Origin of the sequence: Pseudomonas sp. IPO3778, from assembly GCF_013386825.1 — a bacterium.
Lineage (GTDB): Bacteria > Pseudomonadota > Gammaproteobacteria > Pseudomonadales > Pseudomonadaceae > Aquipseudomonas.
Genome location: NZ_JACARC010000027.1, coordinates 177,581 through 198,520 on the forward strand (window position 1 = coordinate 177,581; position 20,940 = coordinate 198,520).

Sequence of the window (20,940 nt, forward strand, 5' to 3'; positions counted from 1 at the left end):
TGTCGCCCCCCAGGGGCGCGGGACGATGCAGGTTCTGGCCGCGCGAAGACTCTCGGGCGGCCTCACACCGAGCACGACTGCCATGGATGACCAGCCTTTCCTTTCCCATATGCTCAAAAGCATATCCCCTTCAGCCCTCAATCTGATCCGGCGCGAAGCCTTGCGCCTGAAAGACGACGAGGTATTGCTCGCCGAGTTGATCGCCGGGTTGTCGACACTTGTCGAACAACGCGCTGCGGCGTCCGCCGAAGCCCCCAGGATTCAGGTTCCGGATTACACGATGCTGGGACAATGGTCAGCGATTTACTGCAAGGCGCTCCATCGCCCCGCGTTCGTCAACTGGGCCGCCAGCGAACATCTGCAACTGAGCAGCCTGACGCTGCGCCACGGCACACTGCAAGCCAATGCAAACACCAACGGCGCCTCAACCTTGAAGACCTTCGTACTGAGCAACGACTCAGGTTGGTGGGAAGTCAGCGCGCCGCTCATTGATGCCGCCAGCGTGATCGACACCGGCAACGTCGGTTTACCCTATTTGCCGGAGCTCACCGACCATCATCACCGCGAACTGCCGCTGGCCCTGGTACTGCCTTTTTATGGCTACCCCGTGCCCGGCAATCACTTCCAGGCCCAGGTGATCCTGGACGAAATCATCGCCCTGGAGACGTTACCGAGCATTGATGACAGCGGCCGGATCAAGTCCACCCTGCGCGATAAACTGGCCGGGGAATACCAGGACCATCAAACATTGCTGACGACGCTGGAAAACTGGCTGGCCGAACCGGCTGAAGCGTTCGACTGGTTGCAGGTATACAGCCGACGCCTGGTGCTGGACACCGGTTCAATGCTCTCGATTACCCTCAAGAGCGCCGCACAACTGTTGACGGCGGTGACGCAAGAGGCCGAGTTTCTCAGCCTCAACCCTATCGACCCGACGTTTCCCCGGTCTTATGTCTATTCCCTGGCGGACCACGCCATCGTTTCAGGCGAGCTCGGCCACAAAGTGATGACGGTGCCCATCGACCGCTCCACGGATTCCGCGCTGAACCGGCAGTGGGACGAGCTGAATCGCCTTTCTACGTTGTTGCAGATGGACATCGTGCTGGATGCCTCCCTCAGCCTCGCGGCGCTGATGAGCGCCTACGGGTATCCACGCCCCATAACGCTCCTTGAAGTCAGGGCCCTGGTCGATCAATTGCGCCAGCGACCACACCCCTCCTTTCCCTATGTCAACGAAGTGGCGTACTCGGTCGTTGCCGCAGGCAAACATCAAAAATACGTAGCGGTACTTAACGACCGCTACACCCTGCAACAGGGCCTCCACTCTACGCTCCCCGGCCCGTTGAACGACAGGGCCTTTGATATACCCCTGAACCTGGACCCTGATTCCCCCTTCTGTGAACTGGTGAACAAAGGTACCCGGCAGTTGCTGGACATACTTCAAGACCCGGCGTTTCAGGAGGCACGAACCGAACACCGCGTCGACACCGGGCACCGCGTCGTGGTGACCGCCAGCGGGCGAATCATTGCGTATGGCGCCGAGGGCAAGCCCACGACCCTGGCAGTCCGGCTCAAGCAGATCACAACCGGCAGCCAGCGCGGTTTGCTGATTGGGTTGGCCAGACAGTCCGGCGGTGAGGTCAGCAGCGACGGACGAGTCAGCCTGCGACAGATGCTCAACCTGTACAAAGTCCTGATTCCGGACAGCATCGACAACGTGCGCGTTACCGCTCGCCTGCTGGCCATTCCCGCTCTCAAGGCCCCTACCCACGGCAACTACTGGACTGCCCTGCAAGTCATGCCGCTTCAGCCAAGCCAGCGACGACAAATCCTCCAGGCGCTCGCGACCTTCCTGCCGAACCCGTACGTCACGCTGTTTGATTACCTGGGCGAGGGCATCGTCGGCGAAAAAACCAAAGACACCGTGCGCGCCGAAGCCGACCTGTTGCTGGGCCAGTTGCTGGCATCGCCCCGCGCGCAGCTACTCGCGACCACCCTGTCACACAACGTGGCCTGGTACGGCGAGCACGCCAGCGCGGCCAACACCCGAGCCAGTCGCAGCGCGCTGGTACTTGCCGCATTGATCCTGAGTGTCGACCCGCAGGCCGGGATAAAGCGCGCCCACGTCCTGACCTACGACCTGACGGATCAATACAACTGGGGGTTGAGCTTCAGCGAGGTTCGACGCGTGGTGGAGGCGATGGTGCAGATAAAGGTCAACCGGTCGAATCTCGTGCCGCTGGCCACGCACCTGCTGCTGGCCGGGGTGGCACCAGAGTTCCTGGTGCGGGGCATTCCCGAGCAGATGCCTTACATGAGTTCGCACACCTGGGTGCATTTCAAACAATACGTCGACGTGCTGGAGCAGGACACACCAGGCGCTTCGCGGGCCATGACCTTCAATGATTTCATCAGCCTGATTTACCTCATTCCCCCGGCCAGGCGCGTGCGCCGGGGCAATGTCCCGATTGTCGACTGGGCGGTGGCCAACGGTGTTTTGCCCAAGAGCGAAAAGGCCCGCAGCTCCGGCGAGACAAACCGTGCAATTGCGGCACTAAATGAGCAAATCGGCCTGTTGCACAGCACAGCCGACATCATCAGCGCACCTGAAATCAGCCTGCGGGAGGCGGCTCTGCAGGACTTGCGCAAGGTGTACCCCAACAGCCAGCACCTCGAAGACCTCATCTGGATGTGGACACCCGATGACCGCACGCCACAACCGTCCTCGACGGACCGCATCGTGATCGGCAGAGCCTTTTCACTGGTCGAACTGCACATGGCCGGTCGGCTGGATAGGACCTCGGAAAATTGGCATTCAAGCAATCCAGCCATCACCTGGGCAGCACTGGCACAGGGTTTTTCCCAACTGGCCGACCTGCCGACGGTGTTTGGCACCATGTTCGACACCCGGGTCGCAGCCTTGCATGGCGCCCATGTCCTGGCGACCCGGTATTGGCTTTCGCAACTGACCCAACCCAGCCGAGAAGCACTGGAATATGGCCGCCTGGAATTCTTCCGGCTTTATCCGCCCCCCCTCCCGGCTGTGGTCGGCAGCGATACTCCGGAAACAGTCGGCCGGTTTGGCACTCTGGTGTGCTGTCACTACCTGGGAGATGTGCGCTTCTATGAGTTTTTCCCCAAGCCCATGCTGATCATTCCTCGCAACGATCTGACGCTGGAGGCGCTGCAGGCCGGCACCGGCCCGGGGTTCGATTGGGAGGCCTACAACATTGGACTGACACCGACTGTGGCCCGCCGAGCCGGACTGGTTGCCGAAAGTTTTGCACGCCTCCCCAGGGTGTATGGCGACAACCCGCAGGTGCCCTGCACCTTCACGTCGGCCAGAAGCCTGGAGATTGCATCGACCCTTGTTGCCAAGCAACTGATGCAGGGTAGCGCCGAGCTGAGCCTGTCGGCGAAGCGGGTGGCGTCCCTGGCCACGGCCATCAGTGGCCGTGACCCATGGTCGGAGTTTCTCTCCCGGTTGGTGCCGCAACACATCAAATGATCACGTGCGGGGGCAGCCCTGGCGCACATTCTGTGCAATCATCGTCCACGTCGTGCCCCGCGCATGCTTCTGTAAACGGTCGATCATGGCACTGAACCCGCAACGTACTGCCCCCGCTTTCTGGCGCGACGAACACCTGCCGTTTATCGAGGCGCGCACCATCGCCGACGGGCGCAAGGTCTGCTACACCCGCCACTCCCACGAGCATTTCTCCATCGGGGCGATCACGGCGGGGCGCAGTTTGTATATTCATGGCGCGTCCACCTTCCAGATCAGCGCCGGCACCGTGGTGCTGATGAACCCTGGCGATGTCCACGCCTGCAACCCCCTGTACGATCAGCCCTGGTCGTACCACATGCTGTACATCGACACGGCCTGGCTGACGGACCTGCAGCACCAGTTGGGCTTCAGTACCGAGCTGGGTTTTCGCCCGTTTACGGCCACGCATACCCGCGACGTCGTGCTGTATAGCAGCTTGATCGAGCTGTATGAGGTATTGGTGGACGCGCAGGCCGAGCACCTGCACAAGCAAAGCGCGGTGGTGAGTTTTTTCACCGAGGTGCAGCAACGGCTCAACCCGCCCACAACACGGGTGCGCGAGGTGAATCACAAGCTGGAACGGGCCGCCGAGTACATTCGTGAACACTGCACCGAGGCCTTGAAGCTGGAGGACATTTGCCTGGCCGCCGAACTGTCGCCGTCGTACCTGATCCGGGCATTCAAGCAGTATTACGGCATGACGCCCCATGCCTTCCTGGTCAACCGGCGCGTCCAGTTTGCCCGTACCCAGTTGCGCAATGGCGAGCTGATTGCCGACGTGGCACTGGCCGCCGGGTTTGCCGACCAGGCGCACTTCCAGCGCACGTTCAAACAGCACCTGGCCGCCACGCCCGGGCAATACCGCGGCTGACTCAGGCCAGCAGCAAATACCCCACGCTGGCCACCAGCAACGCAGCCATCGAGCGATTGAACAGGCGCACGCCCTGAGGGTTGCTCAGGTAGCGCCGCAGGAAGGTCCCGGCGTAAACCCAGCACGCCACCGACAGGTAGCAGATCACCAGGTAAATCGCCGCAAACAGCCAGACCTGCTGCGGATCGCCATCGGCCACGAACAACCCCATGCCCGCCACGCACGCCAGCCAGGCCTTGGGGTTAAGCCACTGCATGATCGCCCCATAGAGCATCGACGGCGCCGTGGCCGTGCCGTCAGCCTCCAGGCGCCCGTCGTCCACCGCCAGTTTCCAGGCCATATACAACAGAAACGCCACCCCGCCCCATTGAATCAACTGGGTCAGCAGCGGCCAGCGCACCAGCACCTCGTGCAGTCCCAACCCGATCAGCACCAGCAGCAAGGTGAACCCCAGTGCGGCCCCGGCCACATGCTTCTGGCTGGCGGCAAACCCGAAGCGCGCCCCGGAACTGATGGCCACCACATTCACCGGTCCCGGCGTGATGGACGTGGCCAGGGCGAAGGCAGCCATGGAAATGATCAAGCTCATTGCAGTTCCTTTTTGTTGTGCAGGTATGAGCTGAACCTTAAGGGGAAGAGTGACCCAGGTATTGAAGAAAATGCCCCTGGCCAGAACGTGTTTTGGGTCTGGCTACTCCCCTGTCATGCGCTCCAGGCTGTTGCTCAAGTGCAGCAGCATGGCCGCCCTCGCCGCATCCGGGTCCTGGCGGCGGATGGCTTTCAGGATCGCTTCGTGCTCGAGGTTCGCCACACGCCCCAACTCCATCAAGTCCACGTCCCCGCGCTCTTCGGCGTTGATCCGGGTGCGCGGAATCACCGAGTTGCCCAGGTGATAGATCACGTCGGTGAAATAGGTATTGCCGGTGGCCTGGGCGATCAGGCGATGGAAACGCACGTCGGGCTCCACCGCGCTGTCGTTGTTGGCCAAGGAATCCTGGTAGTCATCCAGCGCCTGTCGCATCTGCTGCAATTGTTCATCGGTACGGCGCAAGGCCGCCAGGGCGGCTGCCTGGGTTTCCAGGCCCAGGCGCAACTCCAGGATGCCGCGCACGCTGGCGGCGGTGTCGTGGGTCAGGTGCAGGCCCTGGCGTTCGTCGCGCTCCAGCACGAAGGTGCCGACACCGTGGCGGGTTTCCACCAACCCGGCCGCCTGCAATTTGGAGAGCGCTTCGCGTACCACGGTGCGACTGACGCCGTACTCGCCGACGATGGCGGACTCGGACGGCAGCTTCTCACCCGGCGCCATCTGCCCCAAAAGAATCTGCTGGGTCAGCGCGGTGACGATGTCGTGGGCAAGGCCTGGGGAGCGCTTGCGATGAGGTGCCGAGGTTGGGTTTTGCATCTGGAATTCCATTCAGGGGCGCCTGGCGATACTAGCATTTTTATGCACACCAACTTGTATGACAACAAGCGAATACCTGTAGGAGCGAGCTTGCTCGCGAAAAAACCGACTGCACCGTAATTCTTCAACATAACCGCGTAATCGTTGACGTTTTTCGCGAGCGAGCTCGCTCCTACAAAGTGTTGCTATCTGTGAAATTGCAGTTGTATGATGTCTATCAAGTTGTCAGACAACTCCGGCAACCCGAGCCTATCCCCCGCACAACAATAATCAGTGGGAGTTTTACCTCGTGACCCCTTCAAGCCCTGCGACAGCTGCGCCTGCCACCGACCCGGTCCTGGCCCGCGCGATCAAGAAAGTGAAGAGCCATGTGCTCCCGCTCTTCGTGATCATGTTCATCGTCAACTACATCGACCGCGTCAACATCGGCTTTGTGCGTACCCATATGGAGCACGACCTGGGCATTGGTGCGGCCGCGTACGGCTTCGGCGCCGGGTTGTTTTTCATCGGCTACGCGCTGTTCGAAGTGCCGTCCAACATGCTCCTGCAAAAAGTCGGCGCGCGTATCTGGCTGACCCGCATCATGTTCACCTGGGGCATCACCGCCACGCTGATGGCGTTTATCCAGAACGAAACCCACTTCTACATCCTGCGCTTCCTGCTGGGAGTGGCCGAAGCCGGGTTCTTCCCTGGGGTGATCTACTACTTCACCCGCTGGTTGCCCGGTGTCGAGCGCGGCAAGGCGATTGCGATTTTCCTCAGTGGCTCGGCCCTCGCCTCGCTGATCTCCGGCCCGTTGTCCGGCGTGCTGCTGCAAATCACCGGTTTTGGCCTGCATGGCTGGCAATGGATGTACATCATCGAAGGCATGGCCTCGGTGCTGCTGTGCTTTTTTGTGTGGTTCTGGCTGGACTCAAAACCCCATGACGCCAAGTGGCTGAGCCTTGAAGAGAAGGACGCCCTGGTGGGCGAGATCGACCGCGAACAGCGCGAGCGTGATGCCGCCACCACGGTCAAGCCGACCCTGGGCAAGTTGCTCAAGGACCGCCAGATCATGCTGTTCTGCGGCCTGTACTTTTGCATCCAGCTGACGATCTACGCCGCCACGTTCTGGCTGCCGAGCATCATCAAGAAGATGGGCGACCTGAGTGACATCCAGGTGGGTTTCTACAACTCGATCCCGTGGCTGATCTCGATCATTGCGATGTACGCCTTCGCCGCGCTGGCGGGCAAGTTCAAGTTCCAGCAGGCGTGGGTCGCCGCCGCGTTGTTGATTGCCGCAGTCGGCATGTTCCTTTCCACCACCGGCGGGCCGATCTTTGCCTTTATCGCCATCTGCTTTGCGGCGATTGGCTTCAAGTCGGCGTCCTCACTGTTCTGGCCAATCCCCCAGGGTTACCTGGATGCACGGATCGCCGCCGCCGTGATCGCGCTGATCAACTCCATCGGCAACCTCGGCGGGTTTGTCGCGCCTACCACCTTTGGTTTTCTGGAACAAACCACCGGTTCGATCCAGGGCGGTTTGTATGGCCTGGCAGGCACGTCGATCCTTGCCGCGATCCTGGTGTTTTTTGCCAGGACCCTGCCCGCGCCAAACACCAGCAGCGTGCTGCAACCCGCACCCGTCTTGAGCAAATAAGGAATACACCATGAACACAGAACACCAGCACCACGCCCAAGGCGCCCCGGTCGTCACCGGCCTGCAAGTCATCCCGGTGGCCGGCCACGACAGCATGCTGCTCAACCTCAGCGGCGCCCACGGGCCGTTTTTCACCCGCAATATCGTGATCCTCACCGACAGCGCCGGCCGTACCGGGGTCGGTGAAGTGCCCGGTGGCGAGTGCATTCGCGAGACTCTGGAAGACGCGCGCAGCCTGGTGATCGGCAAGCCTATCGGCCAGTACCAGAGCATCCTCAATGCCATGCGCCAGACCTTCGCCGCGCGGGATTCGGCCGGTCGGGGTTTGCAGACGTTTGACCTGCGCATCACCATCCACGCCGTCACCGCGATGGAAGCGGCCCTCCTGGATTTGCTCGGCCAGTTCCTTGAAGTCCCGGTAGCTGCCCTCCTCGGCGAAGGCCAGCAGCGCGATGCGGTGAAGATGCTCGGCTATCTGTTCTACATCGGTGATCGCCAGCAGACCGACCTGGCCTATCGCAGTGAAGCGCACGCCGAGGATTGGTTCCGCCTGCGGCATGAACAGGCCATGACGCCCGAAGCCATCGTGCGTCTTGCCGAGGCTGCCAAGGCGCAATACGGGTTCAATGACTTCAAGCTCAAGGGCGGTGTACTGCGCGGCGCTGAAGAAATCGAGGCGGTCACTGCGCTGGCCGAACGCTTCCCCGACGCACGCATCACCCTGGACCCCAACGGCGCCTGGTCTCTGAAAGAAGCCATCGCCCTGTGCCGCGACCAGCATCACGTACTGGCCTACGCCGAAGACCCCTGCGGTGCCGAAAACGGCTACTCCGGGCGCGAAGTCATGGCCGAATTCCGCCGTGCCACCGGGCTGCCCACCGCCACCAACATGATCGCCACCGACTGGCGAGAAATGGGCCACGCGATCCAGTTGCAGTCCGTGGATATCCCCCTCGCCGACCCGCACTTCTGGACCATGCAGGGTTCGGTGCGGGTGGCGCAGATGTGCCACGAATGGGGCCTGACCTGGGGCTCTCATTCCAACAATCACTTCGACATTTCCCTGGCGATGTTCACCCAGGTGGCCGCCGCCGCACCGGGTGAAATCACCGCCATCGATACCCACTGGATCTGGCAGGACGGCCAACGCCTGACCAAGGCGCCGCTGAAGATTGTCGACGGTCATATCAAGGTCCCGGGCAAACCAGGCCTGGGTGTGGACATCGACATGGACGCCGTGGCCCACGCCCATGAGCTGTACAAAGGCATGGGCCTGGGCGCGCGCAATGACAGCGTGGCGATGCAGTTCATGATTCCGGGCTGGACGTTCGATAACAAGCGGCCGTGCCTGGTGCGCTGATCTCAGCTGAAGATCATTGAGAAGTGCGCGCCCACCCCGGCGCGCACGCCCTCGCCTACCGCCAGCGCCACCGAGCCCCCGGCCAGGTTGGCATCACCGCAGGCGAACACGCCGGGCACGGTGGTCTGGCGAGTTTCGTTGGTGAGGAGATAAGGCCCGGTAGGTCCTTCGACAAACTCACACCCCAATTGCTCAGCCAACGGGCTGGCCATGCGCGTGCGGGACATCGTGAAAATGCCGTCCAGTGCGATCACCCGACCGTCTGCCAATTCCACGTCCGCGCACTCACCGACAATCCGCCGCACCGCGTGGTTTTCGACGCGAACGCCGCGCCGATCCAGTTGTGCCTGCTGCTCGGCATCCGGCATAAATACGCCGTTGGTGAACAGCGTGGTGGTGCCCCAGTCCGGCAGCAGCATGGCGTGATGCATCGCCAGCGGTGAAGTCGCCAACACGCCGATGCGACCTTGATCCAGCTCATAGCCGTGGCAATACGGGCAGTGGAATACGGACTTGCCCCAGCGCTCTTGCAGGCCTTCAACCTCGGGCAACTCATCCACCACTCCGGAGGCCAGAATCAGCCGCTGAGCGTTAAAGCTGCCATTGCACCGGGTTTGCACCACAAAACCCTGCAGGCCCTGAGTCGCCTCTACCGCCGTGTCCTGCACCCAGGTAACCGTCGGGTACTCCATCAACTGCCCTCGCCCTTCAGCCGCGATCATCTCCGGCGGCTGGCCGTCCTGGCTGAGGAAGCCGTGGGAGGTGGCCGCAAAACGGTTGCGCCGCTGCCCGGCGTCAATCACCAGCACCTGGCGCCGGGCCCGCGCCAGTTGCAGGCCAGCCGACATTCCCGCGTAGCTGCCGCCCACGATAATCACGTCGTAAACCATGAAGATGACCTCTCTGGTGGCCCTTGCATCGGTTGCCGGGCATTCACGACACACCATAAGTTACATAAAAATACTTCGTCAAGCATCTCGCAACTCCAATCGTTACGAACGATACTTTCGCGCAGGAATTCCTGAGGCTTGCATATGAGAAACGACACCCGGCTTTCGCGCATGCTCCATGTGCTGATCCACATGGGCCGCCACGAGGAACGCGCCACCTCGGAAACCATCGCGCAGATGCTCGGCACCAACGCGGTGGTGGTGCGCCGCACCCTGGGCCTGCTCAAGGAAAAGGGCTATGTGCGTTCCGAAAAAGGCCATCAGGGCGGCTGGATGCTCGGCAAACCCTTGGATGAAATCACCTTGCTGGACATCCACAACGCCCTTGGCACGTCGTCGATCTTTGCCGTCGGCCTGTCCACCGATCACCCGCAATGCCTGGTGGAACAAGCCGTCAACGCCGCGCTGAACCAGGCCTTTGATGACGCCCAGGCGTTGTTGCTGCAGCGCCTGGGCGAGGTGACGCTGGCGCAGTTGGCGGATGACTTCGACCTGCGCTATCAGGTGGCGATGACGCCGGCGCCCTGTGCGTGATACGTTCGGCTCCCCCCTTCTGATGGAGCCAGAACATGCCAGCGCAGCACTACGACGTAGCCGTGATCGGACTCGGCGCCATGGGCGCTGCCACGCTCTATCAACTGGCCCGGCGCGGTGTTCGCGCCATCGGCATCGACCGCTTTGCGCCACCCCATGACCAGGGTTCCAGCCACGGCGACACGCGCATCACCCGCCAGGCCGTCGGCGAAGGGGCGGCCTACGTCCCGCTGGTGATCCGCTCGCAACAGATCTGGCGCGAGCTGGAAGCCGAACTCGGCGTGAGCCTGTTCGAGCAATGCGGTGTGCTGGTCATGAGCAGTGGCGAGCCCGCTGCGCCGCAGCACGGCGTTGCCGACTTCACCCGCCAGACCCTCGCGCTGGGCAAGGCCTATGGCATCCCCCATGAGGTGCTGAACGCCGAACAGATCCGCGGGCGCTTCCCGCAATTTGCCGGTGTTGAAGATAACGCCGTGGGCTATTTCGAACCGGGCGGCGGCTACGTCAAGCCGGAACGCTGCATTGACGCCCAACTGACCCGCGCCCGCCAACTGGGGGCCGAGACGCTGACGGGCGCGGTGGTCAGCCAGCTGCAATCGGCCAACGGCGAAGTGACCATCAACACCAATGTGGCCAGCGTGCGTGCGCGCAAGGTGATCGTCTGCGCCGGTATGTGGAGTGCCCAGTTGCTCGGTGCACCCTTCGATACACTGCTGACGGTCTGCCGCCAGAACCTGTACTGGTTCAAGCTGGCGCAGCCGTCGGTTTTCCCCGCAGGCTCACCCACCTTCATCCTTGCCCATGGCTCGGGCGAGGACGACAACTGCTACGGCTTCCCGCCGATTGCCGGGGAACACAGCATGAAGGTCGCCTGCGAGCAACGCGCCGTCGCGACCACGCCCGACGCCGTGAATCGTCAAGTCAGCCCGGCCGAGTGTGAAGCCATGTTCAGCACCCATCTCGCGGGCAAGGTTGCCGGTGTGACCGCCCAAGTACTGAAAACCGCCGTGTGCACGTACACCCTGACGCCGGACCACGGCTTCATCATCGACCAGCATCCCCACCTGGAAAACGTGACGGTGGTCAGTGCCTGCTCCGGGCACGGTTTCAAGCACTCGGCCGCGATCGGCGAAGCGTTGGCGCAGCAGCACGTCGAGGGTAAAAGCGCCCTCGACTTGTCGGCGTTCTCGCTGCGCCGGTTTACCTAATGGCCGCCCACCGAACGCCAGGCTGCCTCGGCCAGGGCCTCGCGGTAAACCCTCGGGCTGCTGGTCACGCGCCCGGCCAACCAGGCACGGCAGTAGCTGTCGGCCTGGCCGATGATCAGTGACGTCAACAGTTCAGCGGGTACCTGACTGAGCTGGTCGCCACGCCCGGGCAGCGCCATCCAGTCCTTCAGCACGGCATTGCGCGACTGGTTGCGGCTGTCCAGTTCTGCGGCAAACGGCCCCTTGGTCACGGCAAAACGCGCGTGGTATTGAAAGCGTGCCCATTGCGGTTCGCTGTCTACCCAATCCACGTAGCTGTGGACCAGCGCGTACACGCCCTCCTTCGCGGTTTTCGCCGACTCAAGATAGCGCCCACGCAACTCGGCCTGATCCTCCAGTGCGGTAAAAAACAGCGCGGCGACCAAGCCTTCCTTGTTGCCGAAGTGGTGGTAGATGGCGCCAACGCTGGTGTCGCACTGTGCGCGAATCATCTCGATGGTGGTGGCTTCAAGGCCTTGCTCGTTGAACAGATCGAGCGCGGTCTTGAAGATATCGCGCTTCAATTCGGCCCTTCGACCGGGGAAGCAGCGCTGAAGCAGATCCGGGGTTTGCATACTGAACAGGCACTCAATCAGTGAGAGGGATGCGTCGGGGCAGCTTGACAGATTTCCCACGGACAGAATACTGTTCCGTTACAGAACATTATTCTGTAACGGAACAACATTCCGTAAATCCGAACCACCAGCGAGGCACTTTCATGAGTCAGTTCCTGAGTATGTTCAACAGCGCCGGCCCCGAAGCGTTCAGCAAACTGGCGTGCCAGATGGCGCCCTACTTCAGCACGATCAACCCGCTGATCACCCAACTGCGCCCGGGTTTGGCGTCGGTGGAGGTGCCCTTCAGCAAGAGCATCACCAACCATTTGGGGACCGTGCATGCCATCGCCATGTGCAACGCTGCGGAGTTGGCGGCGGGCACCATGACCGACGTGTCCATACCGCCGGGAGCGCGGTGGATTCCCAAGGGGATGACCGTGGAGTACCTGGCCAAGGCCAAAAGCAGTGTGACGGCCACCGCCAATGGCGAGGGGATTGACTGGCACACGCCGGGGGACAAGATCGTGCCGGTGGAAATGCTGGATGCCGAGGGGAAACGGGTGTTTACCGCGCGGATTACCATGGACGTCAAGCTGGGGTGATGGTGGTTGCACGGCCCTGATGTGGGAGCGGGCTTGCTCGCGAAGGGGGTTAACGATAACGCGGGCATCCTGAATAAACACGGCGCCCTCGGGTTATTCGCGAGCAAGCCCGCTCCCACATAAGGCGGCTCTGCTGTTGGTTTTGACCCAACCGCCTGCGACCCTCAGTCCCCACAATTCCCGGTAATCACCTCACCGGCAAACGCCTTGCGCACGAACGGCGTCGAGTCCGCCAGCGAGCCATTTACCGTGGCCGAATGATCAAGCTCGGGATAGAAATGCCATTCGATCCGGTCGCCTGCCTTGCACGCGTCCCTGACCAACGCCTTCTGCCCCGGCACAAACACATCCCGGTCCTGGCCGCCGGTGCCGACGAACACCGGAATATCGGTCTTCAGCGTTGGATACGCCGACTCGCGATAGACCCTGTCGAGGGCTGCTTTGGGCGAGCGCTTGAAGCTGTCGTTGAAGGTAAGTTTATCCGCCACCACCCGCTGCTCGATGGCATGCAAGCAATCGCGCTGACTGATCTCAAACGCTGGCATTGCGCGCTCGCTCAAGTAGTCGGCAGGGACAAACGACGGATCAAACAAGGTGGCCGTACTCAGCCGCAGCAGGTTATAGGCAAAGGTCGGCACCACCGAGCTGCGGGCCTTTTCCAGTTCGGCACTGTCACCCGTTTTATGGGTGGCGGCGTAAGGCGTACCGGTTGCCACTACGCCGACGATGTTCAATTCCGGCGCGTAGTCTTTGGCGTAGACCGCTGTGGCAAACGCGGCGCGCCCGCCCTGGGACTGGCCGAACACCACGATGTTTTTGGAGAGTTCAAACTCATCCGCCATCACCGCACGAATGCTGTCGAGCACACCGTAAGCCAGCGGGCTGGTCAGCCCGTAAGGGTGCGGGCCGGGCGTCCCGAGCCCTTGATAATCGGTGGCGACGATGGCGTACCCCTGCTCCAGCCAATAATTGAGATAGCGGGTGTCCCGCAGGCTGCGCGCGGTGAACGATGGCGCGCAGATGTCGGCACTGCCCACGGTGCCATGGGCCCACGCCATCAGCGGCCATCCACCCGGCGGCGGTGTGCCTTCGGGCAGGAACAACGCACCGGAGACCACCACCTGTTTGCGGGAGTCGAGACCGTCGGTGGACGTGTACAGGATCCGGACATTCTGCCCCGCCTCGGCCAGGCTTTGCGCGGCCGTCAACGGCTCGCTGCGCAGCATCTGCCCGGGTGACGCGGGCATCTTGTCGGCCCAGGTATAGAACGCGGGAACGCCACCGTCGCCGACCTGCGTTTGCGCAGCACTCGCACCACCGCATCCGGCCAAAAACACTGCCAGCACCACCGACAACCGACGCGACATCACCAGCCCTCTTTCAACATCCGCAATTCAAGATACTGCAACAGCATGATGGTCTTGCCGTCGACAATCTCGGCGCTTTGTACCATCGCCAAAGCGGCCTCAAACCCCAGCTCCAGCACCTCGATATCCTCGCCCTCCTCTTCCAGCCCGCCGCCCTCACTGACCCGGTCGGCCGGCTGATATTCGCCGATGAAAAAGTGGATGCGCTCGGTCACCGAGCCCGGGCTCATGAAGGCCGAGTAGATTTTTTCCACGTGGCCCACACGGTAGCCCGTCTCTTCTTCCGCTTCGAGACGAATGCGTTCCTCGGGGCTGGCATTGTCCAGCAGGCCGGCGGCGGATTCGATCAGGTAGCCGTGGTAGCCATTGACGAAGGTGGGCATGCGGAACTGGCGAATCAGCAACACCGTGCGCCGCTCGCGGTTGTACAGCAGGATGGTCGCACCATTGCCCCGGTCATAGATCTCGCGGGTCTGGGACTGCCAACTGCCGTCGCGGCGGCGCAGGTCGAAAGTGTACTTTTTCAGCACGTACCAGTTATCCGAGAGCAATTCTTCGGTGTGGATGCGAACCGGGCTGTTTTCCATGGCAGGGCCTCTTTTCGGAAGGGCGCCGAGCATGTCTCTACCCCGGCCTATCGTCAAGTTCAGGGCATTGATGCGGGTCGATACCTCACTGCTCCTTTATGGCGCCCCATGCAGCCGCTGCGTAATCGGCATGGGGCGTCTTGACCCGCCGTAACACTTTGCAAGCAATACCCGGTGACGACTGTCTAAATATTTCCTGCACGGCCAGGGCATCTGTTAAAACCCGTGCTTTGCCCCTGTCCTGGAACCTTCATGCTTTCACGTTTTATGTCCCGTCTCGGCCTGCGCTGGTTTCCCCTGCTGTGCATGGCTGCCGTGATCATCGGCCTGCCCGTGGGTTGCGCCGTGCTGCAGCACAAAGAGCGCGAGCTGCTGTTTCGTGTGGAACCGGGTACTGCCAGCTGGTACAGCGGATTGCCCCGGGACGTGCAGGAGTTCGACCTGAAACCCGCAAGTTTCAAGTCCGGGCAAAACATTCATGGCTGGTGGTGGCCGGCTGCGCAGAAGGACGCGCCAGCGATCCTCTATTTGCACGGCGTACGCTGGAACCTCACCGGCCAGCTGTTTCGCATTGAGCAACTGCGGGCCCTGGGGTTCTCGGTACTGGCCATCGACTATCGCGGCTTCGGCCAGAGCCAGGGCGACTTGCCTTCCGAAACCAGCGTGTACGAAGACGCGCGCATTGCCTGGGAACGCTTCCAGATGCTGCAACCCGACCCCGCCAAACGCCTGATCTACGGGCACTCACTGGGCGGCGCGGTGGCCATCGATCTTGCGGCAGAGCTGGGCAAGCAGGCCGCGGATAACCATATGCCGCCGCCGGTGCGCGGGTTGGTGATCGAGTCCACATTCACCTCATTGGCGGATGTGGCCACGGCGGTGGCCAACACTTCACTGCCGGTGCGTTGGCTGCTGTCGCAGAAGTTCGACTCCATCGACAAGATCGCCGATATCCATATGCCCCTGCTGGTGGTCCACGGCCTCGCCGATGCCTTTGTGCCACCCCGCTTTAGCCAGCAACTGTTTGATGCCGCACAAGAGCCCAAACACCTGTTGCTGGTGCCCGGAGCCAGTCATAACGACAGCATGCGACTGGGCGGCAGCCGCTATCGCCAGGCACTCGACAGCCTGATGCAAACGAAGCGGCCCGCACAGATCGCCGGGCCCTCTACCCTGCACCCAAACAACTCGTAGTTTTGTATTCCGGCACCGGTTTCGCCGGTGCCTGTCAAGGCGAAAAGCCTGCCCATACTGGCTATAAACAGCCACTGATCAAATATTAACCGCGGGTTAAATCGCCATACCCGCCGGGCTCAAGGGAAGTTATCCACAGAGATACCCACGGTTTTCGTGGACAACTCTTTTTACTTTTTTACGATTTTTTTGCTGAGGAACGTCCTGCCGTAACGGTCCCACACAGCAAAATCTCCCGCGTCACCCCGGCATCACGGAGCACCCTCAGCTCGTACAAACGCGGCACCCATTGCGTTTAATCCTGCGCCTGATTAATCTTGCACAAACACGCACTAACGAGCAAAAACATGCATAACACCCACGCCGCCATCGACCTGCCCTCTTTGCGCAAACAGAAAATCCTGTTGCTGCTGGAGCGCGATGGCAAAGTCACCGCCTCGGACCTGGTGGAGCATTTCGCCGTTTCCCAGGACACCATCCGCCGCGACCTTGGCGAGCTCGCCTCCGCCGGCCTTCTGCAACGGGTGCATGGCGGCGCGTTGCCGAGACCCAAGGACACCGGCAAAGACTTCTTCACCCGTTTTGGCGAAACCACGGCGACGAAACGCCACCTGGCGCAACTCGCTGCCGATCGCGTGGAAGACGGCCAGATCGTGCTGTTCGATTCCGGCACCACCACCCTGCAAATCGCCCAGTCCTTGCCGCACGGCATCAGGCTGACCGCGGTTACCCACTCACCGATGATCGCCATTGCACTGTCCGAACACCCCAATGTGACGGTGATCCTTGCCGGTGGCCAGCTCAACCCGGTCACCATGGCCGCCAGCGGGCACGAGGCGCTGCGGCTGGTTCAAGGCATCAAGGCAGACCTGCTGTTCACAGGCGTGTGCGCACTCCACCCACAGGTGGGCATCAGCTCGTTGCACTTCGAAGAAGTTGCGGTGAAACAGGCGATGCTCGACAGCGCTTCCCACGTGGTGGCTGTCACCCTGGCCGACAAGCTGGGTGCCGTAGAGCCATTCGTGGTAGCGCCGTGCAGCCGTATTCACACGCTGATTACCGAGTGGCACGTGCCGCCGGGCAGTGTCGAGGCTTATGAATGCCTGGGGCTGGAAGTGATGCAAGTGGATGCGTGAGACAGGCTCGGCCCGATAGCTTTGCAGAGGAATAGACCCATGGCGTTTCCCGTCCTGATTCTGGATGCACCCAACCCGCCCTTGCTGCATGACGAAATCGAGCGATGCCTGGCATACGGGCTGGAAATCACCCTCAACCTGCACTACTTCGCCGACCAGGACAGTATCCAAACGCACTACGCCGGGCGCATTCAGTTCGTGGATATCAATTGCCACGACACGTCTTCACTGATCGGTGCCGTGGTAGAGGCCGGCGGCTACAGCGTGCTCAAGACCCGTTTGAACATTCCGCTGGGGGCTGCGCTGATCAACGCCGCCGCGTCGCCGGATCTAGGCAGCCCGTTACAGGCGATCGCCCAGGCGGGTGCCGGGCTTAACCATATCGACTTGAAAGCCGCCGCCGAACGTGGCGTGGCCGTGCTCAATACCCCAGGCTCCAACGCGACCGCAGTGGCTGAATATGCATTGGCACAAACGCTGTTCCTGTCTCGTGACCTGAATCGCTACAACGCCAAGACCCATCAAGGCCAGTGGTCAAAAGGCCTGCTCGCACCCGCGCCACAAATTGCCGAGTTGACCCTGGGGCTGGTGGGCACCGGCAGAATCGCCCAGTCGCTTGCCCATAAGGCACGCGCCCTGGGCATGAACGTGATCGCCACCGGCTCCGAGCGATTCACCCAACAGGCCGCTGCGAACCTGGGCCTGCAATGGCGCGCCTCACTCGACGAGTTGCTGGAGGAGGCGGACGTGGTGTCCATTCACACGCCACTCACGGCGCAGACCAAAGGTTTGTTCGACACAGCCGCCTTCACGCGGATGAAACCCGGGTCGATCCTGATCAACACTGCCCGTGGCGGCATCGTCGACGAGGGCCAGTTGGCGACGTTCATGCAGCGCTTCCCCGGCCATATCAAGGGGGTCGCCATCGATACCTTCGCCCGGGAAAAGGACCCGTTCGAATCGCCTTTGACTGGCGTTGCCAACGCGATCCTGACCCCGCATATCGCCGGTAACACACGCACCGCAATCAGCGAGGCCTCAATGCAAATCGTTGACCACATTCATGCCTTTCGCCAGGCAATGCTTGAGGGTTAAGCGCATCGGCATCAGAAGAGCACCGACGCTGCATCCCTCATGAAAATCTCCACGGTCTTCGGCCCGATGCCCGCAAAACGCACTGGCGCTGATGGATCGGCCTATGACTGCCTCCGTCCCTCACTGGCCCAGTTTGCGCTCGGCTTTTGCGGCCTGTTCGTTGATCTGATCGGTTTGCCGCTGCGTGTCCTTGATAGACGTCGGCGTGATCACCTTATCGACGGTTTCAGTCTTGGGGTTGGGGCGCTGCAGGGGACTGTCCTGCTCATCCACCTGGCGACCTTTCTGGGCCTGTTCGGAGCTGATGGCATCGGGCGTTTTATCGGCGCTTTTTTCGGTACCCATGGGGTGTTCCTCCTGTTGAAAACATAACGCTCCACCACGGAGCCGTTATGCAGCAGAGCCCTTGGTTTTTCGATAGTTCAAGGAAATTGTCCCGGGCAGGGTCACAGAAAATAAGCGCAAATTAATTTAAACCTTTTGCCCAGGCATCCGCTCAACAGACCGGTAGCAGCACTCGCACACCCTACTCAGGAGATAGTCGACCATGAGTTCGCAACTGCACGGCAAGAAGATTCTGATCATCACCTCCAACACCGGCATCGAGCGCGACGAGCTGCTCAAGCCGCTGGAAGCCTTGCGTGGTTTCGGTGCAACGGTGACCCACGGCTCCAGCAAAGGTGGTAGCACCCAGACCTTTCTCAAGGACACGGAGAAAGACCGGACCGTGGAGTCCGATGCCAAGCTCTCAGAACTGAACGGCAGTGACTTCGATGCACTGGTCATCCCCGGCGGCACCGTCAACGCCGACACCCTGCGCCAGGACGCCGACGCCTTGCGGCTGATCAACGATTTCGTCAAGGCAGGGAAAACCGTCGCCGCCATCTGCCACGGCCCGTGGGCCCTGATCGATGCCGGGGTGATCGGCGGCAAAACCCTCACGTCCTATAAAAGCGTGCGCACCGACCTGGTCAATGCCGGGGCAGAAAACTGGGTGGACACTGAGGTGAAGGAATGCCCTGCCAACGGCTGGACACTCATCACTTCACGTACACCGGATGACTTGCCGGCGTTCAACCAGGCCATTGCCAAAGCACTGGCGGCTTAACGCCAGCCCATGCAAACAGGCGCCCTCGGGCGCCTGTTTTTTTCCAATTCTGTATCAGCCTTTGCCATGCCCGGTGGCATGGGTTGCACGGTTGACGCCCTTCGGTCCAAACAGCGCCCATAGTATCAGTCCCAACAGCGGCATGAAGATCAGCACCACCAGCCATAAACCCTTGGTTTCCCAGCCACTGCCACTGCGCAGCACGCTGTTGATCGCCCACAGCTCCAGCAGTACCAGAATCACTGCCAAGCCAATCCAGACATATTCGATTTGCATGATTCATCCTCCTGAGGTCGTATGGGTTAGGTCAATCAACACGCCTGAGGGTTCATTAAAATTGCAGCGGATGGCTCTCGCCCAACGGTTGCGGCAGGCCTGCCGTAACCTTCTAGAATCAAGGGAAAGTCACCTCTTGCCCCACGGAGGCCCAGGATGACCGAGCACATCATCCACTTTCACTGCCAGATCGATCAGGGCACCACCGAGCGCTTTCGTGACTGTTGCCTCGAAGCCATCGAGCAAGGCGCCACCTCGTTACTGTTGAATCTTTCCACCACCGGCGGCAGCACCAGTTTCGGCTTTACCCTCTACACCTTCCTCAAGTCGCTGCCGGTACCGCTATGTGCGATCAATGCGGGCAATATCGAGTCCATGGGCATCATCATGTTCCTGGCCGCCAATCGCCGGATCACGACGCCCCACTCACGCTTTTTGATCCATCCGATGAACTGGTACTTCAGCCAGAACTCCGTCGACCACCAGCGCCTGCGCGAATACCTGTCGAGCCTGGACAACGACCTGGCGCGCTACGTGAAAATCTACGAACTGGAAACCGCCACGGCAGAGACGCACCTGGATATTTTCAAGTGCCTGTCAGCCGAAGAAAAAGTGATTGCCGCCCACGAGTCACTGGCCTACGGGATTGCCCATGAGGTTGAGCAGATTGTGTTCGCGCAAGACGTCAAGCACTGGAAAGTCAGCGGTGGATAGGCATTGTTTAATGCATGCACGTCGCCCCTCGACCGTGCAAGCTGCACGACAAAATCTCGCTTTAACGATCAATAACTCATTGTTTTATATAAAAATAAACATTTAGTTCAATTTGGCACAACTCGTGCTGTAGAGCTCTGGACAGGCAGGCATTTCGACCCGCCCTTCCGCTACCCGTGAGGTGTCACCCATGAATGCCATTGATCTTCTCAAGGCCGACCACGAACGCGTCAAAGCTATCTTGAGCCAACTGAGTGAGTCGACTGAGCGCGGCGTCAAGAAGCGTACGGAGCTGCTGGCCAAACTGGAGATGGAAATCAGCCTTCACACCCGGCTTGAGGAAGAAATTCTCTACCCGGCGTTCCGCAAGGCTGGGGGCAAGGACCAGGAAATCATGTACCACGAAGCCAAGGAGGAACATCGTACTGTCGACTCGCTGGTATTGCCGGACTTGAAACAGACCTCCCCGTCCACCACCGAGTTTTCCGGGCGCGTCAAAGTGGTCAAGGAGCTGTTGGAGCACCATATCGAGGAAGAAGAAAGCGAGATGTTCCCGCAGGCGAAAAAGCTGCTGGGCAAGGCGTTGCTGGAGGAGCTTGGCGCAGAGATGGAAGCGATGAAAGCGGCGCACAAGAAGGCCCTCGGCGCCAAGCCAATGGCCGCTTGATGCCCATTCGTCGCTTGCAGGCAAATTTTTTCAAACTTTGATTTGGCTGGCGGATTCCCAATTAGGCAACACCATTGATTCGCTCAT

21 protein-coding genes are annotated in these 20,940 nt (G+C 61.0%); 13 read left to right on the forward strand and 8 right to left on the reverse strand.

Annotated elements, in window-relative coordinates:
* The first annotated feature begins 82 nt into the window (after nt 1-82).
* Nucleotides 83-3,508: a hypothetical protein gene (locus tag HX855_RS12090; RefSeq protein WP_177085495.1), complete on the forward strand. Its 3,426-nt coding sequence runs from the start codon at nt 83-85 to the stop codon at nt 3,506-3,508.
* 85 nt (nt 3,509-3,593) lie between these two features.
* A complete protein-coding gene (locus HX855_RS12095; RefSeq protein WP_177085497.1) occupies nt 3,594-4,418 on the forward strand; it encodes an AraC family transcriptional regulator in 825 nt (274 codons plus the stop codon).
* A gap of 1 nt (nt 4,419) precedes the next feature.
* Here the strand turns inward: HX855_RS12095 and HX855_RS12100 are convergent, their stop codons facing one another.
* The gene (locus HX855_RS12100) at nt 4,420-5,007 is read right to left on the reverse strand and encodes a LysE family translocator (protein ID WP_177085499.1); all 588 of its coding nucleotides are present in this window, start codon (nt 5,005-5,007) and stop codon (nt 4,420-4,422) included.
* A gap of 102 nt (nt 5,008-5,109) precedes the next feature.
* Nucleotides 5,110-5,820 carry a FadR/GntR family transcriptional regulator gene (locus tag HX855_RS12105; protein WP_177085501.1) on the reverse strand — a complete coding sequence of 237 codons (711 nt, stop codon included), beginning with the start codon at nt 5,818-5,820 and terminating at the stop codon, nt 5,110-5,112.
* 289 nt (nt 5,821-6,109) lie between these two features.
* Between HX855_RS12105 and HX855_RS12110 the strand changes: the two genes are divergently transcribed.
* Together HX855_RS12110 and gudD are read left to right on the forward strand one after the other, a co-directional pair.
* A complete protein-coding gene (locus tag HX855_RS12110) occupies nt 6,110-7,459 on the forward strand; it encodes an MFS transporter (protein ID WP_177085503.1) in 1,350 nt (449 codons plus the stop codon).
* 10 nt (nt 7,460-7,469) lie between these two features.
* The gene (gudD, locus tag HX855_RS12115; RefSeq protein ID WP_177085505.1) at nt 7,470-8,819 is read left to right on the forward strand and encodes a glucarate dehydratase; all 1,350 of its coding nucleotides are present in this window, start codon (nt 7,470-7,472) and stop codon (nt 8,817-8,819) included.
* A 2-nt stretch (nt 8,820-8,821) separates the two neighbouring features.
* Here gudD and HX855_RS12120 read toward each other — a convergent pair whose 3' ends face one another.
* Complete coding sequence (locus HX855_RS12120; RefSeq protein WP_177085507.1) at nt 8,822-9,709, reverse strand: NAD(P)/FAD-dependent oxidoreductase; 888 nt, start codon at nt 9,707-9,709, stop codon at nt 8,822-8,824.
* Nucleotides 9,710-9,853: 144 nt separating this feature from the next.
* Here HX855_RS12120 and HX855_RS12125 point away from each other — a divergent pair, with 144 nt between their 5' ends.
* Together HX855_RS12125 and solA are read left to right on the forward strand one after the other, a co-directional pair.
* Nucleotides 9,854-10,303 carry an Rrf2 family transcriptional regulator gene (locus HX855_RS12125; RefSeq protein ID WP_177085509.1) on the forward strand — a complete coding sequence of 150 codons (450 nt, stop codon included), beginning with the start codon at nt 9,854-9,856 and terminating at the stop codon, nt 10,301-10,303.
* A gap of 35 nt (nt 10,304-10,338) precedes the next feature.
* Nucleotides 10,339-11,511: an N-methyl-L-tryptophan oxidase gene (gene solA / locus HX855_RS12130; protein ID WP_177085511.1), complete on the forward strand. Its 1,173-nt coding sequence runs from the start codon at nt 10,339-10,341 to the stop codon at nt 11,509-11,511.
* Here the strand turns inward: solA and HX855_RS12135 are convergent.
* Nucleotides 11,508-12,125 carry a TetR/AcrR family transcriptional regulator gene (locus HX855_RS12135; protein ID WP_177085513.1) on the reverse strand — a complete coding sequence of 206 codons (618 nt, stop codon included), beginning with the start codon at nt 12,123-12,125 and terminating at the stop codon, nt 11,508-11,510. The genes solA and HX855_RS12135 overlap by 4 nt on opposite strands.
* 143 nt (nt 12,126-12,268) lie before the next feature.
* Here HX855_RS12135 and HX855_RS12140 point away from each other — a divergent pair, with 143 nt between their 5' ends.
* Nucleotides 12,269-12,709, forward strand: coding sequence for a hotdog fold domain-containing protein (locus HX855_RS12140; protein ID WP_177085515.1), 441 nt, complete (start codon nt 12,269-12,271; stop codon nt 12,707-12,709).
* A gap of 164 nt (nt 12,710-12,873) precedes the next feature.
* On the opposite strand, the gene HX855_RS12145 is transcribed toward HX855_RS12140, so the two are convergent.
* Both HX855_RS12145 and nudK read right to left on the reverse strand, forming a co-directional pair.
* Nucleotides 12,874-14,076, reverse strand: a complete 1,203-nt coding sequence (locus tag HX855_RS12145) for an alpha/beta fold hydrolase (protein WP_177085517.1) — start codon at nt 14,074-14,076, stop codon at nt 12,874-12,876.
* A complete protein-coding gene (nudK, locus tag HX855_RS12150) occupies nt 14,076-14,663 on the reverse strand; it encodes a GDP-mannose pyrophosphatase NudK (protein ID WP_177085519.1) in 588 nt (195 codons plus the stop codon). Before nudK ends, HX855_RS12145 begins: the two co-directional genes overlap by 1 nt.
* A 252-nt stretch (nt 14,664-14,915) precedes the next feature.
* On the opposite strand from nudK, the gene HX855_RS12155 reads away from it, so the two are divergent.
* From HX855_RS12155 to HX855_RS12165, 3 genes are all read left to right on the forward strand, one after another.
* Nucleotides 14,916-15,857, forward strand: coding sequence for an alpha/beta hydrolase (locus HX855_RS12155; RefSeq protein ID WP_177085521.1), 942 nt, complete (start codon nt 14,916-14,918; stop codon nt 15,855-15,857).
* A 347-nt stretch (nt 15,858-16,204) separates the two neighbouring features.
* Entirely contained in the window at nt 16,205-16,993 is a 789-nt protein-coding gene (locus tag HX855_RS12160; protein WP_177085523.1) for a DeoR/GlpR family DNA-binding transcription regulator, read from the forward strand.
* A gap of 39 nt (nt 16,994-17,032) precedes the next feature.
* Nucleotides 17,033-18,088 carry a D-isomer specific 2-hydroxyacid dehydrogenase family protein gene (locus HX855_RS12165; RefSeq protein ID WP_177085525.1) on the forward strand — a complete coding sequence of 352 codons (1,056 nt, stop codon included), beginning with the start codon at nt 17,033-17,035 and terminating at the stop codon, nt 18,086-18,088.
* Nucleotides 18,089-18,208: 120 nt separating this feature from the next.
* Here HX855_RS12165 and HX855_RS12170 read toward each other — a convergent pair whose 3' ends face one another.
* A complete protein-coding gene (locus HX855_RS12170; RefSeq protein WP_177085527.1) occupies nt 18,209-18,433 on the reverse strand; it encodes a hypothetical protein in 225 nt (74 codons plus the stop codon).
* Between the two features lie 202 nt (nt 18,434-18,635).
* On the opposite strand from HX855_RS12170, the gene HX855_RS12175 reads away from it, so the two are divergent.
* A complete protein-coding gene (locus HX855_RS12175) occupies nt 18,636-19,196 on the forward strand; it encodes a type 1 glutamine amidotransferase domain-containing protein (protein ID WP_177085529.1) in 561 nt (186 codons plus the stop codon).
* 54 nt (nt 19,197-19,250) lie between these two features.
* Here HX855_RS12175 and HX855_RS12180 read toward each other — a convergent pair whose 3' ends face one another.
* Nucleotides 19,251-19,472 carry a PLD nuclease N-terminal domain-containing protein gene (locus HX855_RS12180; RefSeq protein WP_010171737.1) on the reverse strand — a complete coding sequence of 74 codons (222 nt, stop codon included), beginning with the start codon at nt 19,470-19,472 and terminating at the stop codon, nt 19,251-19,253.
* Between the two features lie 156 nt (nt 19,473-19,628).
* Here HX855_RS12180 and HX855_RS12185 point away from each other — a divergent pair, with 156 nt between their 5' ends.
* Complete coding sequence (locus HX855_RS12185; RefSeq protein WP_177085531.1) at nt 19,629-20,186, forward strand: ATP-dependent Clp protease proteolytic subunit; 558 nt, start codon at nt 19,629-19,631, stop codon at nt 20,184-20,186.
* Between the two features lie 190 nt (nt 20,187-20,376).
* Nucleotides 20,377-20,853: a hemerythrin domain-containing protein gene (locus tag HX855_RS12190; protein WP_177041641.1), complete on the forward strand. Its 477-nt coding sequence runs from the start codon at nt 20,377-20,379 to the stop codon at nt 20,851-20,853.
* Nucleotides 20,854-20,940: the final 87 nt, after the last annotated feature.

What these genes read in the sequence shown, in the direction of transcription:
- HX855_RS12190 (WP_177041641.1), top strand. Translation starts at nt 20,377, where the DNA reads ATGAATGCCATTGATCTTCTCAAGGCCGACCACGAACGCGTCAAAGCT.
- HX855_RS12140 (WP_177085515.1), top strand. Translation starts at nt 12,269, where the DNA reads ATGAGTCAGTTCCTGAGTATGTTCAACAGCGCCGGCCCCGAAGCGTTC.
- HX855_RS12100 (WP_177085499.1), bottom strand. Translation starts at nt 5,007, where the DNA reads ATGAGCTTGATCATTTCCATGGCTGCCTTCGCCCTGGCCACGTCCATC.
- HX855_RS12125 (WP_177085509.1), top strand. Translation starts at nt 9,854, where the DNA reads ATGAGAAACGACACCCGGCTTTCGCGCATGCTCCATGTGCTGATCCAC.
- HX855_RS12155 (WP_177085521.1), top strand. Translation starts at nt 14,916, where the DNA reads ATGCTTTCACGTTTTATGTCCCGTCTCGGCCTGCGCTGGTTTCCCCTG.
- gudD (WP_177085505.1), top strand. Translation starts at nt 7,470, where the DNA reads ATGAACACAGAACACCAGCACCACGCCCAAGGCGCCCCGGTCGTCACC.
- HX855_RS12180 (WP_010171737.1), bottom strand. Translation starts at nt 19,472, where the DNA reads ATGCAAATCGAATATGTCTGGATTGGCTTGGCAGTGATTCTGGTACTG.
- HX855_RS12120 (WP_177085507.1), bottom strand. Translation starts at nt 9,709, where the DNA reads ATGGTTTACGACGTGATTATCGTGGGCGGCAGCTACGCGGGAATGTCG.
- HX855_RS12175 (WP_177085529.1), top strand. Translation starts at nt 18,636, where the DNA reads ATGAGTTCGCAACTGCACGGCAAGAAGATTCTGATCATCACCTCCAAC.
- HX855_RS12160 (WP_177085523.1), top strand. Translation starts at nt 16,205, where the DNA reads ATGCATAACACCCACGCCGCCATCGACCTGCCCTCTTTGCGCAAACAG.
- HX855_RS12105 (WP_177085501.1), bottom strand. Translation starts at nt 5,820, where the DNA reads ATGCAAAACCCAACCTCGGCACCTCATCGCAAGCGCTCCCCAGGCCTT.
- nudK (WP_177085519.1), bottom strand. Translation starts at nt 14,663, where the DNA reads ATGGAAAACAGCCCGGTTCGCATCCACACCGAAGAATTGCTCTCGGAT.
- HX855_RS12090 (WP_177085495.1), top strand. Translation starts at nt 83, where the DNA reads ATGGATGACCAGCCTTTCCTTTCCCATATGCTCAAAAGCATATCCCCT.
- HX855_RS12185 (WP_177085531.1), top strand. Translation starts at nt 19,629, where the DNA reads ATGACCGAGCACATCATCCACTTTCACTGCCAGATCGATCAGGGCACC.
- HX855_RS12135 (WP_177085513.1), bottom strand. Translation starts at nt 12,125, where the DNA reads ATGCAAACCCCGGATCTGCTTCAGCGCTGCTTCCCCGGTCGAAGGGCC.
- HX855_RS12170 (WP_177085527.1), bottom strand. Translation starts at nt 18,433, where the DNA reads ATGGGTACCGAAAAAAGCGCCGATAAAACGCCCGATGCCATCAGCTCC.
- solA (WP_177085511.1), top strand. Translation starts at nt 10,339, where the DNA reads ATGCCAGCGCAGCACTACGACGTAGCCGTGATCGGACTCGGCGCCATG.
- HX855_RS12165 (WP_177085525.1), top strand. Translation starts at nt 17,033, where the DNA reads ATGGCGTTTCCCGTCCTGATTCTGGATGCACCCAACCCGCCCTTGCTG.
- HX855_RS12095 (WP_177085497.1), top strand. Translation starts at nt 3,594, where the DNA reads ATGGCACTGAACCCGCAACGTACTGCCCCCGCTTTCTGGCGCGACGAA.
- HX855_RS12145 (WP_177085517.1), bottom strand. Translation starts at nt 14,076, where the DNA reads ATGTCGCGTCGGTTGTCGGTGGTGCTGGCAGTGTTTTTGGCCGGATGC.